This window comes from Dactylosporangium salmoneum (assembly GCF_039532525.1).
Taxonomy (GTDB): domain Bacteria; phylum Actinomycetota; class Actinomycetes; order Mycobacteriales; family Micromonosporaceae; genus Dactylosporangium; species Dactylosporangium salmoneum.
In genome coordinates this window covers 74,292-88,480 of the sequence record NZ_BAAARV010000069.1, presented here as the reverse complement: position 1 = coordinate 88,480, position 14,189 = coordinate 74,292, and the positions used below count along the sequence as shown (strand labels likewise).

At 70.2% G+C, this 14,189-nt stretch carries 9 protein-coding genes; 7 read left to right on the top strand and 2 right to left on the bottom strand.

Translation table 11 applies throughout. The annotated features are described in order from the left end of the window. Position 1: 1 nt before the first annotated feature. The 6 genes from ABD352_RS35430 (at position 2) to ABD352_RS35405 (ending at position 7,839) form a co-directional block, all read left to right on the top strand. The gene (locus ABD352_RS35430) at positions 2 to 778 is read left to right on the top strand and encodes an ABC transporter ATP-binding protein (RefSeq protein WP_344616907.1); all 777 of its coding nucleotides are present in this window, start codon (positions 2 to 4) and stop codon (positions 776 to 778) included. Between the two features lie 5 nt (positions 779 to 783). Further along, a complete protein-coding gene (locus ABD352_RS35425) occupies positions 784 to 3,339 on the top strand; it encodes an ABC transporter permease (RefSeq protein WP_344616906.1) in 2,556 nt (851 codons plus the stop codon). A gap of 224 nt (positions 3,340 to 3,563) precedes the next feature. After that, positions 3,564 to 4,319, top strand: coding sequence for an ABC transporter ATP-binding protein (locus tag ABD352_RS35420; protein ID WP_344616905.1), 756 nt, complete (start codon positions 3,564 to 3,566; stop codon positions 4,317 to 4,319). 5 nt (positions 4,320 to 4,324) lie between these two features. Beyond that, entirely contained in the window at positions 4,325 to 6,874 is a 2,550-nt protein-coding gene (locus tag ABD352_RS35415) for an ABC transporter permease (RefSeq protein WP_344616904.1), read from the top strand. A gap of 93 nt (positions 6,875 to 6,967) precedes the next feature. Next, positions 6,968 to 7,102 carry a ricin-type beta-trefoil lectin domain protein gene (locus ABD352_RS35410; protein ID WP_344616972.1) on the top strand — a complete coding sequence of 45 codons (135 nt, stop codon included), beginning with the start codon at positions 6,968 to 6,970 and terminating at the stop codon, positions 7,100 to 7,102. Between the two features lie 152 nt (positions 7,103 to 7,254). Further along, positions 7,255 to 7,839, top strand: coding sequence for a uridine kinase family protein (locus tag ABD352_RS35405; protein WP_344616903.1), 585 nt, complete (start codon positions 7,255 to 7,257; stop codon positions 7,837 to 7,839). 59 nt (positions 7,840 to 7,898) lie between these two features. On the opposite strand, the gene metH is transcribed toward ABD352_RS35405, so the two are convergent. Beyond that, the gene (metH, locus tag ABD352_RS35400) at positions 7,899 to 11,411 is read right to left on the bottom strand and encodes a methionine synthase (protein ID WP_344616902.1); all 3,513 of its coding nucleotides are present in this window, start codon (positions 11,409 to 11,411) and stop codon (positions 7,899 to 7,901) included. Between the two features lie 10 nt (positions 11,412 to 11,421). Further along, entirely contained in the window at positions 11,422 to 13,098 is a 1,677-nt protein-coding gene (locus ABD352_RS35395) for a glycosyltransferase family protein (RefSeq protein ID WP_344616901.1), read from the bottom strand. A gap of 175 nt (positions 13,099 to 13,273) precedes the next feature. Between ABD352_RS35395 and ABD352_RS35390 the strand changes: the two genes are divergently transcribed. Continuing rightward, positions 13,274 to 14,155, top strand: a complete 882-nt coding sequence (locus ABD352_RS35390; RefSeq protein WP_344616900.1) for a PAC2 family protein — start codon at positions 13,274 to 13,276, stop codon at positions 14,153 to 14,155. Positions 14,156 to 14,189: the final 34 nt, after the last annotated feature.

The window sequence follows — 14,189 nt, the reverse complement described above, 5'->3', positions numbered from 1 at the left end:
CGTGACCACGACAGTCACGACGGGGGGCGTCGCCGCCCGCGCGGTCGACGTGTGGAAGGTGTACGGCAGTGGCGAGGCTCAGGTCATCGCGCTGCACGGGGTGAGCGTCGAGCTCGAGCGCGGGCACTTCACCGCGATCATGGGGCCGTCCGGCTCCGGCAAGTCGACGCTGATGCACACGCTCGCGGGCCTGGACTCCGTCAACCGTGGAGAAATTTTCATCGGGGACACGCGGCTGACCGGTATGTCCGACGGCGAGCTGACCAACCTGCGCCGGACCAAGGTCGGGTTCATCTTCCAGCAGTTCAACCTGCTGCCGACCCTGACCGCGGAGGAGAACATCCTCCTGCCGCTGTCGATCGCCGGGCGCAAGGCGGACCCGGCGTGGTACGACACCGTGATCAAGACGGTCGGGCTCGCCGACCGGCTCGGGCACCGGCCCAGTCAGCTCTCCGGCGGCCAGCAGCAGCGCGTCGCGTGCGCGCGGGCCCTGGTGTCGCGGCCCGAGGTCATCTTCGCCGACGAGCCCACCGGCAACCTCGACTCGCGTTCCGGCGCCGAGGTGCTGTCGTTCCTGCGCAACTCGGTGCGGGAGTTCGGCCAGACGATCGTCATGGTCACCCACGACCCGAACGCGGCCTCCTACGCCGACCGGGTCATCTTCCTGGCCGACGGCCAGATCGTCGACGAGCTGCGCGAGCCGACCGCCGAGGCGGTGCTGGACAAGCTCAAGGGCCTGGACAACGCGGCGGGCCGGCTCGCCGGCGGGGTGGCCTGAGCGCCATGCTGAGGGCAACCCTGAAGAGCCTGCTGGCGCGCAAGCTACGGCTGACGCTGTCGACCCTCGCGGTCGTGCTGTCGGTCATGTTCGTGTCCGGCTCGCTCGTGCTCACCGACACGCTCGGGCGCACGTTCGACAACCTGTTCGCCAACATCTACACGTACACCGACGTGCAGGCCTGGGCGAAGTCCCCGATCGATCAGCAGGGCGGCGGCGGCAGCCAGAACAGCACGCCGTTCCCGGCCTCGACCGTGGACCGGGTGGCCAAGCTCGACGGCGTGGCCAAGGCCACCGGCCAGGTGTTCCTCAACGGCGCCATGCCGATCGGGCACAACAACAAGGTCGTGGTCAACCAGACGGGGCAGCAGTTCGGCGCCAACTGGACCGGCGAGGACGAGCTGGTGAAGCTCGCCGAGGGACACGCGCCGCAGACCGACGACGAGATCGTCGTCAACAAGGGGCTGGCCGAGGCGGCCAACGTCAAGGTCGGCGACTCGATGGACGTCATCACCCGCGACCACCAACGGGCGTCCTACAAGATCGTCGGCTTCATGCAGTACACCGGCGGGCGCAACTCGATGGCCGGGGAGAGCACGGTCTTCTTCACCACGGCCAAGGCGCAGACGGCGATGCTCGGCACCGAGGGCGCCTACAACGTCATCGACGTCAGGGCCGCGCCCGGGGTCAGCGACGAGAAGCTGCGCGACACCGTCCGGGCCGAGCTCGGCGACGGGTTCGTGGTGAAGACCGGCAAGGAGCTCTCCGACGAGTCCTCCCAGGCGATCAAGAACATCCTCAAGTACTTCAACTACGTCCTGCTCGGCTTCGGCGCCGTGGCGCTGCTCGTGGGCGTATTCCTGATCCTCAACACGTTCTCGATCATCGTCGCCCAGCGCACGCGGGAGCTGGCGCTGCTGCGGGCGATGGGTGCCGCCCGGGGGCAGGTGCTGCGTTCGGTACTGCTGGAAGCCCTCATCATCGGCATCGTCGGCTCGATCTTCGGCTTCCTCGTCGGCCTCGGCCTCGGCGCGCTCGGCGCCTACCTGTTCGTCGGCCTCGCCGACGGGGCCCAGGTCGCCGGCCTCGGGTTCCCGATCTCGGCGATCATCGCGTCGTTCGTGATCGGCATCGGCGTCACGACCATCGCCGCGCTGATGCCGGCGGTGAAGGCCTCCCGGGTCGCCCCCATCGCGGCGATGCGCGAGTCCGCTGCCCCGGACCGGCCGCTCACCAAGCTCACCATCAGCGGGGCGATCGTCACCGCGCTGTCGGCCGGCGCGCTGGCCTGGGGCCTGGCCGGGGCCGGCGGCGGCACCCTGGCGCTGGTCTTCGGCGGGGTGCTCGGCCTGCTCATCGGCGTCGCGCTGCTGACCCCGGTGATCAGCAAGCCGCTGGTCGCGGCGCTCGGCGCGGTGCTGTCGTGGTCGGTGCCGGGCAAGCTCGGGCGGCGCAACTCCGCGCGCAACCCGCGCCGCACCGCGATCACGGCCGGCGCGGTCATGATCGGCATCGCGATCGTCACGGCGATCAGCACGATCTTCACCTCGCTGTCCACGGCGCTGGGCGACACGGTCTCCAAGGACCTGCAGGCCGACGTCGTGGTGCTGGGCCAGCAGACCAACGAGGTGCCGCCGGTCGTCACCCCGCAGGAGCTGGCCAAGATCGAGGCGCTGCCGCAGGCCAAGACGGTCGCCGCGATCACCGCCGACGTGGTGAAGATCAACGGCGAGCAGGCGTACGTCCTGTCCTACCTCGACCCGGCCGCCGGCACGGCAACCCTCAAGGTCACGGCCGACCAGGGCCGCATCGACAAGCTCGACGCGGGCGAGTTCATGACTGACAAGAAGACCGCCGAGAACCGCAAGCTCAAGCTCGGAGACACCATCCAGGTGACCTTCTCCAAGGGCCAGCAGAAGACCCTCAAGCTCACCGGGATCACCAGTGACTCGGCCATCGGCAACGGCATCGTGCTCAGCTACGCCGACGCCAAGGAGGGCTTCGCGTTCTCCGATCCGTGGCAGGTGTTCCTGTCGCTGAAGGACGGCTCGTCGCCCGAGCAGGCCAAGGCCGCGGTCAACGACATCCTCAAGGACAACCCGCAGGTCCAGGCGTACACCAAGGACGAGTACGTCAAGACCAACCAGCAGGGCTTCACCGTCGCCCTGGTGATCGTGCAGGTGCTGCTGCTGATCGCGCTGGCCATCTCGGTCCTCGGCGTCATCAACACCCTGCTGCTGTCGGTCATCGAGCGGACCCGGGAGCTGGGCATGCTGCGGGCGGTCGGGCTGCGCCGGGGCCAGACCTGGCTCATGGTGACCACGGAGTCGATCGTGATCACGGTGTTCGGCACCCTGCTCGGCCTCGTGGTCGGCGTGGGCCTGGGCGCCGCGATCGTCACCGCGCTCAAGGACGTGCTGGGCTTCGGCGCGGTCACCCTGCCGTGGGGGCTGATGACCCTGTACTTCGTCGCCTCCGTCTTCGTCGGTGGCGTGGCCGGGCTCATCCCCTCGGTGCGGGCCGTGCGCCTCAACGTGCTCGGCGCCATCGCCTACGAGTAGCACCACGCAGACGCGCACATTGGGCCGCGGCCGCCTCCGGGTGGCCGCGGCCCTGCTCATGGGACCTGTCTGAGAAAGCTGTGCCGCCCGGGTCGGGGTTGACCCTGAGCCGGGCTAGGGGACCCTCCCCCACCGCAATATCCGTGGCCGGCTACCCCCGCGGGTGGAGGTTTCGGCGCCCGGCCGCCACGACGATGAGTGCACATCATTCACCAGGGGGAACAATGACTGCATCGGTTGCGACGCGCACCGAGGTGGCCGCGCGAGCGGTCGACGTGTGGAAGGTCTACGGCTCGGGCGAGGCGCAGGTCAACGCCCTCGCCGGCGTGTCGGTGGAGCTGGAGAAGGGCCGCTTCACGGCCATCATGGGCCCGTCCGGCTCGGGCAAGTCGACGCTCATGCACTGCCTCGCCGGGCTGGACGCCGTGACGCGCGGGCAGGTGTACGTCGGGGACACGAAGATCACCGGCCTGTCGGACCGGGGACTGACCAACCTGCGCCGGGCCAAGGTCGGGTTCATCTTCCAGCAGTTCAACCTGCTGCCGACGCTGACCGCCGAGGAGAACATCCTGCTGCCGCTGTCCATCGGCGGGCGCAAGGCGGACCCGGCCTGGTACAACACCGTCATCGACACGGTCGGCCTGCGCGACCGGCTCGGGCATCGGCCCAGCCAGCTGTCCGGCGGCCAGCAGCAGCGCGTCGCGTGCGCCCGCGCCCTGGTCTCCCGGCCCGAGGTCATCTTCGCCGACGAGCCCACCGGCAACCTCGACTCGCGCTCCGGCGCCGAGGTGCTGTCCTTCCTGCGCAACTCGGTCCGCGACTTCGGCCAGACGATCGTCATGGTCACCCACGACCCGAACGCCGCGTCGTACGCCGATCGGGTTGTGTTCCTCGCCGACGGCCAGATCCGCGACGAGCTCTACGCCCCGACCGCCGACGCCGTGCTGGACCGGCTCAAGCGCCTCGACAAGGTGGCCTGACCCCGATGCTGAAGGCAACCCTGAAGAGCCTGCTGTCGCGCAAGCTACGGCTCGTCCTGTCCGGGCTGGCGGTCGTGCTCGGCGTGATGTTCGTGTCGGGCGCCTTCGTGCTCACCGACACGCTGGGCCGCTCGTTCGACAGCCTGTTCGCCTCCGTCTACGCCGGCACCGACGTGCAGGTCACCCAGAAGCCGAAGGTCGGCGGCGGCGAGGTCGACAGCCCCTCGACGCCGGCCAACATCCCGGCCACGACCGTCGACAAGGTCAAGGCCGTGCCCGGCGTGGCGAGCGTGACCGCGCAGGCCGCCTCCGACGGCGCCCGGGTGGTCGGCAAGAACGGCAAGGTCCTCACCACGGTCGGCCCGCCCCGCCTCGGCGAGAACTGGACCGGCACCAACGACTTCCTGCAGCTGCGCGAGGGCCGCGGCCCCACGGCCGACAACGAGATCGCGATGAACGCGCTCACGGCCAAGAACGCCGGGGTCAAGGTCGGCGACGAGGTCGGCGTGCTCACCCTGCAGCCGAAGAAGACCTTCAAGCTGGTGGGCATCTTCGGGTACAGCGGCAACCGCGACTCGCTGGGCGGCGCCCTCGAGGTCGCGTTCACCACGCCGGTGGCCCAGGAGCTGATGCTGGGCGAGAAGGGCGTCTTCAGCAGCATCGACGTCAAGACCGAGCCGGGCGTCACCCACGAGCAGGTCCGCGACCGCATCGCCGCGGCCGTCGGCGATGGCTACAAGGTGCAGACCAACGCCCAGATGCAGGCGGCGACGAGCGCGGAGTTCAAGAAGGGCCTCGGCTTCTTCAACAACATCCTCATCGGCTTCGCCGGCGTGGCGCTGTTCGTCGGCACGTTCCTCATCCTCAACACGTTCTCGATCATCGTGGCCCAGCGGACCCGGGAGCTCGCCCTCATGCGGGCGCTGGGCGGCAGCCGCGGCCAGACCCTCGGCTCGGTGCTCATCGAGGCGGTTGCCATCGGCCTCATCGCCTCGTTCCTCGGCCTGGCCGCCGGCATCGGCGTCGGCGCGCTGCTGGCCTGGGTGTTCGGCAACGTCAGCGGCGTGGCCCTGGCCTCCGTCGGGGTGCCCGCGACCGCGGTGATCAGCGCGTTCGTCGTCGGCCTGGTGGTCACGGTGGTGGCCGCGGTGCTGCCGGCCCTGCGGGCCAGCCGCATCCCGCCGATCGCCGCGCTGCAGGAGGTCGCCACCCCGGACCGGCCGCTCACCAAGCTCACGGTCAGCGGCGCGCTCGTCGGCGCGGCCGGCGGCACCCTGCTGGGCCTGGGCCTGGCCGGCAAGGGCAGCGGCAACACCCCGCTGTGGCTGATCCTGTCCGGCGTGCTCGTCACGTTCATCGGCGTGGCGCTGCTGACCCCGCTGCTGGCCCGCCCGGTGGTGAACCTGCTCGGCCGCCTGTTCTCCTGGTCGGTCCCGGGCAAGCTGGGCCGGCTCAACTCGGGCCGCAACCCGCGTCGCACGGCGATCACCGCGGCCGCGCTCATGGTCGGCCTGGCCCTCATCACCGGCGTGAACGTCATCCTGGCCTCGGCCAAGCAGAGCCTGTCGCAGCAGGCCGACAAGGACGTCACCGTCGACCTCATCATCTCCGGCGACGGCGACCAGAACGGCCCGGCCACGTTCGACCCGGCGGTCATGACGTCCGCCGCGAAGATTACCGGGGTGTCGTCGGTGGCCAGCGAGTACGTCGGCTTCGGCCAGATCGGCGACATGCAGCGCGGCGTGTCGGCGACCCCGGACGTGGTCGCCTGGGCCGACATGTTCAAGGTCAAGACCGAGCAGGGCGTGTTGCAGTGGACCGGCAAGGACCAGGCGGTGGTCGACGTGGACACCGCCAAGGAGCACCACTACACCGTCGGCCAGACGATCGACATGCAGTTCGGCCGGGGCGACGTGCACCACGTGACGCTGGTCGGCATCTACGGCAAGAGCGACGTGGTGGGCGGCTTCGAGGTCTCCCCCGACATGATCTCCGACTTCCGCACCCAGCAGCCGTCCTTCGGCTTCGTGAAGGTCGCCCCCGGCACCTCGGTCGACGCGGTCCAGTCGCAGGTCGACACCCTGCTCAAGGACAACCCCGAGGTCTCGGTGGCCAATCGGGCCCAGTTCGTGGCGGCCCAGTCGGCCCAGTTCGACCAGCTGCTGAACATGATCCAGATCCTGCTGGCGCTGGCGATCCTCATCGCGGTCCTCGGCATCATCAACACCCTGGCCCTGTCGGTGCTGGAGCGGACCCGCGAGCTGGGCCTACTGCGGGCGATCGGCATGCGCCGGGCCCAGACGATGCGGATGGTCACCGTGGAGGCGGTCGTCATCTCGGTCTTCGGCGCGATGCTCGGCCTCGCCGTGGGCACCGGCCTGGGCGCGTCGGTGGTCCAGGCGCTCAAGAACGAGGGCTTCTCGAAGATGGCGTTCCCCTGGTCGCAGATGGCGACGTACCTGGTGCTGGCGGCGCTCATCGGGGTCATCGCCGCGGTGCTGCCCTCGATCCGGGCGGCCCGGGTCAACGTCCTGCAGGCGATCGCGCACGACTGAGCGTTACCTGGGGGAAAGAAGCGGGCGCCTGCGGCCGATCCGGCCGCGGGCGCCCGCGATCTATTCGGCGACGTTGAGCCTCACCAACTTCGAATACGGCTACCTACCAACCCCAACTCGGGCAAGTGCCTGGACGCGAACGGCTGGGGCACCGCGAACGCCACCCAGTTGATCATCTGGGGCTGCGGCAACGCCCAGTCCAACCAGACCTGGCGCTTCCAGTCCTGACCCGACTCTCGGTGGTGGATCACTCCGGCGGTGCCGACCTGCCAGCTACCAGCACCTTGTTCTGGCACCACCGCGAAGCAAGACGAAGGCCCGGCACGCTTCGATCCGGTCGGCTACGGTAATGCGTCGGTCGGCGTACGGAAGGCTCGAACATGGCTATCGATGTGGCGCAGACGATCGCCGCCGACGTTGCCCGGCGGGACCCGGTGGAGGGTATTCGCATCGTCGGCATCGACGGCCCCAGCGGGTCCGGCAAGAGCTTTCTTGCCGCTCAGGTTTCGCAACTCCTCGCCGCGCCCATTATCGAGATCGATGACTTCGTATCGTGGGACTGCTTCGCAGGCTGGTGGCCGCGCTTCGACGCGCAGGTGCTCACCCCGCTGCTGGCCGGTCGAGACGCCGTTTACCAGGCCAGGGACTGGAATGACTGGTACGGCTCCACACTGGGCGCGTGGAAGACTCAGCCGTGGTCGCCCGCAATCGTCCTGGAGGGTGTCACGTGCACCCGCAGCGACACGATCGACCGCCTCGCCTACGCCGTCTGGGTGGAGGCGCCCGCGCAGCTGCGGCTGGCCCGCGGGATGGCGAGGGACACGACCTTCCCCGGCAAGGAGGAACTGTGGCGGCGGTGGATGCGCGAGGAGGACACCTTCTTCGCCGCCGACGACACCCGCAACCGCGCCGACGTCATCGTCGACACCTCGATGTTCGGCGTGCCCACCGCTGACCCGGGGTAACGGCCTGGAGACGGCCTGATGTCGATCTCAGGCCGTCTCCGGAGACCTATCGGCGCGCGCTACTTGGCGTTGAAGTACGAGGCGTCGGGGTGGTGGACGATGATGGCGTCGGTGGCCTGCTCGGGGACGAGCTGGAACTCCTCGGACAGGGCGACACCGATGCGGTCCGGGCGCAGCAGGGCGACGGTCTTGGCGCGGTCCTCCAGGTCGGGGCAGGCCGGGTAGCCGAAGCTGTAGCGGCAGCCGCGGAAGTCGGTGCGCAGCAGGCCGTCGAGGTCCTCGGGGTCCTCGGCGGACATGGGGCGGCCGTCGGGGAGGACGAGCTCCTCGCGGACGCGCCTGTGCCAGTACTCCGCCAGGGCCTCGGTCAGCTGCACCGACAGGCCGTGGACCTCGAGGTAGTCGCGGTAGGCGTTCTCGGCGAAGAGCTTGGCGGTGTAGTCGGAGACGGGCTGGCCGACGGTGACGAGCTGCATGCCGATGACGTCGAGCTCGCCGGAGTCGCGGGGCTTGAAGAAGTCGGCGATGCACAGGCGGCGGTCGCGGCGCTGGCGCGGGAAGGAGAACCTCGCCCGCTCGCTGTGGCCGTTCTCGTCGAGGACGACGAGGTCGTTGCCCTCGGAGTAGCAGGGGAAGTAGCCGTAGACGACGGCGGCCTCGAGGACCCGGTCGGAGGCGAGGCGGTCCATCCAGTACCGCAGCCGCGGGCGGCCCTCGGTCTCCACCAGCTCCTCGTAGGTGGGGCCGGTGCCGCCGCGGGCGCCGCGCAGGCCCCACTGGCCGAGGAAGGTGGCACGCTCGTCGAGCAGGGCGGCGTAGTCGGCCAGCGGGATGCCCTTGACGACCCGGGTGCCGAAGAACGGCGCGGCGGGGACAGGGGCGGTGTAGTCGATGTCGGAGCGCACCGAGGTGTCGTCCAGCGACGGCAGGTCCTCGCGGACCTCGACCGTGCGGGCCCGGCGCTCGCGGCGGGCGGCCAGGGCGGCCTCGCGCTCGGCGTCGATGACGGGGGCGCCGCCGCGCTTGGCGGTCATGACGCGGTCCATGAGGGCGAGGCCCTCGAAGGCGTCGCGGGCGTAGTGCACGTCGCCGTTGTACAGGGCCCGCAGGTCGTCCTCGACGTAGGCGCGGGTCAGGGCGGCGCCGCCGAGCAGCACCGGCCAGCGCTCGGCCACGCCGCGGGCGTTCATCTCCTCCAGGTTCTCCTTCATGATCACCGTGGACTTGACGAGCAGGCCGGACATGCCGATCGCGTCGGCCTGGCGGGTCTCGGCGGCCTCGATGATGGCGGAGATCGGCTGCTTGATGCCGATGTTGACGACCTCGTAGCCGTTGTTGGACAGGATGATGTCGACGAGGTTCTTGCCGATGTCGTGTACGTCGCCCTTGACCGTGGCCAGCACGATGCGGCCCTTGCCGGCGTCGTCCTCGGACTTCTCCATGTGCGGCTCGAGGTAGGCGACGGCGGACTTCATCACCTCGGCGGACTGCAGCACGAACGGCAGCTGCATCTGGCCGGAGCCGAAGAGTTCGCCGACGGTCTTCATGCCGTCGAGGAGCACGTCGTTGATGATCTCCAGGGCGGGCCGGACGGCCAGCGCCGCGTCGAGGTCGGCCTCGAGGCCGTTGCGCTCGCCGTCGATGATGCGCCGCTTGAGCCGCTCGTCCAGGGGCAGCGCGGCCAGCTCCTCGGCCCGCGACGCCTTGGCCGAGGCGACGTCGACCCCCTCGAACAGCTCAATGAACTTCTGCAGCGGGTCGTAGCCCTCGCGGCGGCGGTCGTACACCAGGTCGAGGGCCACCTCGCGCTGCTCGTCCGGGATGCGGCTCATCGGCAGGATCTTCGAGGCGTGCACGATCGCGCTGGTCAGGCCGGCCTGCTGGCACTCGTGCAGGAAGACCGAGTTAAGCACCTGGCGGGCGGCGGGGTTGATGCCGAACGAGACGTTGGAGATGCCCAGGGTGAAGTTGATCCCCGGGTACCGCCGGGAGATCTCCCGGATCGCCTCGATCGTCTCGATGCCGTCCCGGCGGACCTCCTCCTGCCCGGTCGTGATCGGGAAGGTCAGGCAGTCGACCAGGATGTCCTCGACGGCCATGCCCCACCGCGTGGTCAGGTCCTCGATGAGGCGGGCGGCGATGCGCACCTTCCACTCGGCGGTGCGGGCCTGCCCCTCCTCGTCGATGGTCAGCGCCACGACGGCCGCGCCGTGCTCCTGAACCAGCGGCATCATGCGCGCGTAGCGGGAGGTGGGGCCGTCGCCGTCCTCGAAGTTGACCGAGTTGACGATGCAGCGCCCGCCGAGCATCTCCAGGCCGGCCGCGATGACCTCGGGCTCGGTCGAGTCGAGCATGATCGGCAGGGTGGAGGCGGTGGCGAAGCGGCCGGCCAGCTCGCGCATGTCCTGGGCGCCGTCGCGGCCGACGTAGTCGACGTTGAGGTCGAGCATGTGGGAGCCGTCGCGGGCCTGCTGCCGGGCGATCTCCAGGCAGGTCTGGTACTCACCGGCGAGCATCGCCTCGCGGAAGGCCTTCGAGCCGTTGGCGTTGGTCCGCTCGCCGACCATGAGCACGCTGGCGTCCTGGTGGAACGGCACGTGGTGGTAGATGCTGGCGACGCCGGGCTCGACCTGCGGCCGGCGGGCCACCGGGGCCTGGTTGCCGAGCTTCTGCGCGACGGCGCGGATGTGGGCCGGAGTCGTACCGCAGCAGCCCCCGACGAGCCCCGCGCCGTACTCGAGCACGAAGCGCTGCAGCGCCTCGGCCAGCTCGTCCGGGGTCAGCGGGTAGTAGGCGCCGTTCGCCGTCAGCTGGGGCAGGCCCGCGTTCGGCATGACCGACACCGGCACCTTGGCGTGCTGGGCGAGATACCGCAGGTGCTCGCTCATCTCCGCCGGCCCGGTGGCACAGTTGAGGCCGATGAGGTCGATCCCGAGGGGCTCCAGCGCGGTGAGCGCGGCCCCGATCTCCGAGCCGAGCAGCATGGTGCCGGTGGTCTCGACCGTGACGTGCGTGATGATCGGGACGATCCGGCCGGCGGCGGACATCGCGCGCTGGGCGCCGATGATGGCCGACTTCGTCTGCAGCAGGTCCTGGCAGGTCTCGATGATGAGCGCGTCGGCGCCCCCGTCGAGTAGGCCGGCGGCGTTTTCGAAGTAGGCGTCGCGCAGGGCCGCGAACGGCGCGTGGCCCAGCGTCGGCAGCTTCGTGCCCGGCCCGATGGAGCCGAGCACGAACCGCGGCCGGTCAGGGGTGCTGTGCGCGTCGGCGGCCTCCCGGGCCAGCCGCGCACCCGCCTGCGACAGCTCGCGGATGCGCGACTCGATGCCGTACTCGCCCAGGTTGGCCAGGTTCGCGCCGAAGGTATTGGTCTCCACGGCGTCGGAACCTGCCGCGAAGTACTCCTCGTGCACGCCCCGGACCACGTCCGGGCGGGTCACGTTGAGCACCTCGTTGCAGCCCTCGTGGCCCTCGAAGTCGTCGAGGGTGAGCTCGGCCGCCTGGAGCATGGTGCCCATCGCGCCGTCGGCGAGGAGCACCCGCTCCGCGAGCGTCTTCAGCAGTTCCGCCATACCCCGAAGGTTAACGGGAGCCGGGTGCGGCTTCAGCACCTGGCACGCGCGATTCCCGCCACGTATCGGAACGGATCTCCCGCTGGATGGGAACGTCGCCCGCCGCCACCGGTACCTCGGCATCCTCCGATGCCTCCGGCGCGACCTCCGTCACCTCGGCGCTTTTGCCGGCCGGCTGGACGGCCGATACCTCCTCGGCGACGAGGACCGGGGCCACCGGGGCGCCCGCGTGCGGCACCCGCCAGAACACCCAGCCGACGTAGAGCAGGCCGATCGTCATGAGCACCAGCGGCGGGAAGGAGGTGGTCGGCGGGTGCCAGTTGCCGGCGAGGGGGTTGAAGTAGCCCACCCCGGCCCGCAGCGGCAGGCCGCGCTGCCAGCGCACCATCGCCCACACCAGCAGCACCATGTGGATCGGCAGCAACGTGACCACGAACGTGCGGGCCAGCGAGCGGACCTTGTCGGCGTCGAGCAGCCGCTGCTCCAGCGTCCAGGCGCCCAGCAGCGGCAGGCCGGCCAGCAGCGGCAGCATGTAGCGGCCGGCGGTGATGAAGCCGGTCTGGTTGGCCTGGCTGACCTGCAGGAAGCCGGGCAGCACGATGCCGCCGAGCAGGATGACGAGGTACCGCCACCGCAGCGTCCAGTTGCCGAAGATGCCGCCGAAGAACACGACCCCGCCCACGAGCATGGTCCAGACCATGTAGAACGGCTTCCACATGCTCACGTCGAACCAGCCGGCGACGCCGATCATGCCCTCGAGGTAGATCGACCAGCTGTCGATGTAGAGCGCGACCGCCTCGCCGAAGCGCCAGTGCCACAGCCCGGGCGGCGGCGGCACCAGCTCGCCGGTCTTCATGCCGACGATCCAGGCGGCGGACAGCACGCCGGCGAGGATCACACCGCCGGTCCAGTACCGCACCCGCCGCAGCGCCTTCCAGTACTCCTTCAGCCACTTCCAGCGCACCGGCACCGCGAGGGCAAAAAAGGCAAACGCGAACCACGCCGGGCCGGCCGAGCGTAGGGTCAGCAGCAGCACCGCGCTGATGCCCAGCAGCGTGACGAGGTTGCGCTTGCGCACGGGGTCGGGCGGCTCCAGCAGCAGGGGTATGCCGGCGGAGAAGAACGCGATGCCGGCCGCGATCTCGACCGAGTTGGGGTTCACGCCACCGGCGAGGTGCGCCAGCATCGGGGTGGCTACGCACAGTAGCGCTGCGGCGGTGAGCCCGTAGCGCGACCAGCGCAGCAGCGAGACGAACGCCGAGGCGAGCAGGGCGGCGCACAGCGCCGAGCTGATCAGCCGGGCCGCGAGCAGGCCGCCCCAGTTCGGGAACCAGCGCAGCGGCGGGCCGACGAAGAAGTAGTACAGGGGGTTGTAGCGGCCGGCGCTGGTGCTGACCTCGCCGATCGGCCCGCCCTGCAGGCCCTCGGCGCAGTCGGCGGACTGCCGCTGGTTGTTGCCGAAGCAGAACGCGTGGGCGTCCATGCCGACCGGCACCCGCTGGTAGGCCCCCATGCCCGGGCGCCCGAACGCGTCGGGGACCACGGCCGGCCGGGCGAAGATCTGCCCTGGGTCGAACGAGGCGACGCCCGCTGCCCGGATGGTGTGCTGGACCTCGTCCGCCGGGCCATCGAACGGAGCGGCGAAACACCACGCCCCAAAGACCAGGAAGAAAGCCGTGAAAGCCACGAGCCAGGACCTACGTCCGTTTCGCATTCCAGGATGCTACCGAGAGATCATGAGCCTGCCGCTATGGGGCGTGGCACATCACCCGCCATCCGCCGCCTAGAGTATTCACCCCCATCTGGTCGGTTACCCGCGCGGCCGGCAAGCCATCTCGCGGCGCTCAACGTAGGCTGGGTCCGTGACCGAGTTCGACGGCCTGCCCGTGTTGCGCTCCCCTGTCGCGATTGCCGCGTTCGAAGGGTGGAACGACGCTGCCGACGCGTCGACCGCTGTCGTCGAGCATCTCGAGCAGGAGTGGGGCGCGGAGACGATCGCCTCGCTCGACCCGGAGGACTTCTACGACTTCCAGGTCAACCGGCCGACCGTGATGATGTCGGACGGCGAGACCCGGCGCATCGAGTGGCCGACGACCCGCTTCTCCGTAGCCAGCCCCCCGGACTCGGCCCGCGACATCGTGCTCATCCGTGGCATCGAGCCCAGCATGCGCTGGCGCACCTTCTGCGACGAGGTCCTCGAGGTGTGCCACAGCCTCGAGGTGAACCGGATCGTGCTGCTGGGGGCGCTGCTGGCCGACGTGCCGTACACCCGGGCGCTGCCGGTCAGCGGCTCGGCCCCGGCCAGCGCGTCGGCGGAGGCGGCCGAGCGGCTGGGCCTGATCCCGACCCGCTACGAGGGCCCGACCGGCATCGTCGGCGTCCTGCACGACGCCTGCGCACGGGCCGACCTGGAGGCCGTGTCGTTCTGGGTGCACGTGCCGCACTACGCGAACAACCCGCCCTGCCCGAAGGCGACCCTGGCGCTGCTGCACCGGGTCGAGGAGATCCTCGACCTCCCGGTGCCGACCGGCGACCTGGCCAAGCAGTCGGCGGAGTGGGAGGAGCGGCTCAAGCAGGCCGCCGAGCAGGACGCGGAGCTGGCCGAATACGTGCGCGAGCTGGAGGAACGCGCCGGCGACGCGGGGCTGCAGCCGCTGTCGGGCGACGAGATCGCGCAGGAGTTCGAGAAGTACCTGCGGCGGCGGGGCGGCCAGGCCGGCCCCTCGGCGACGGGTGCCTGGTAGCCGCAGGTCTTGGCACAGCGGAGCTGGCAGGGAG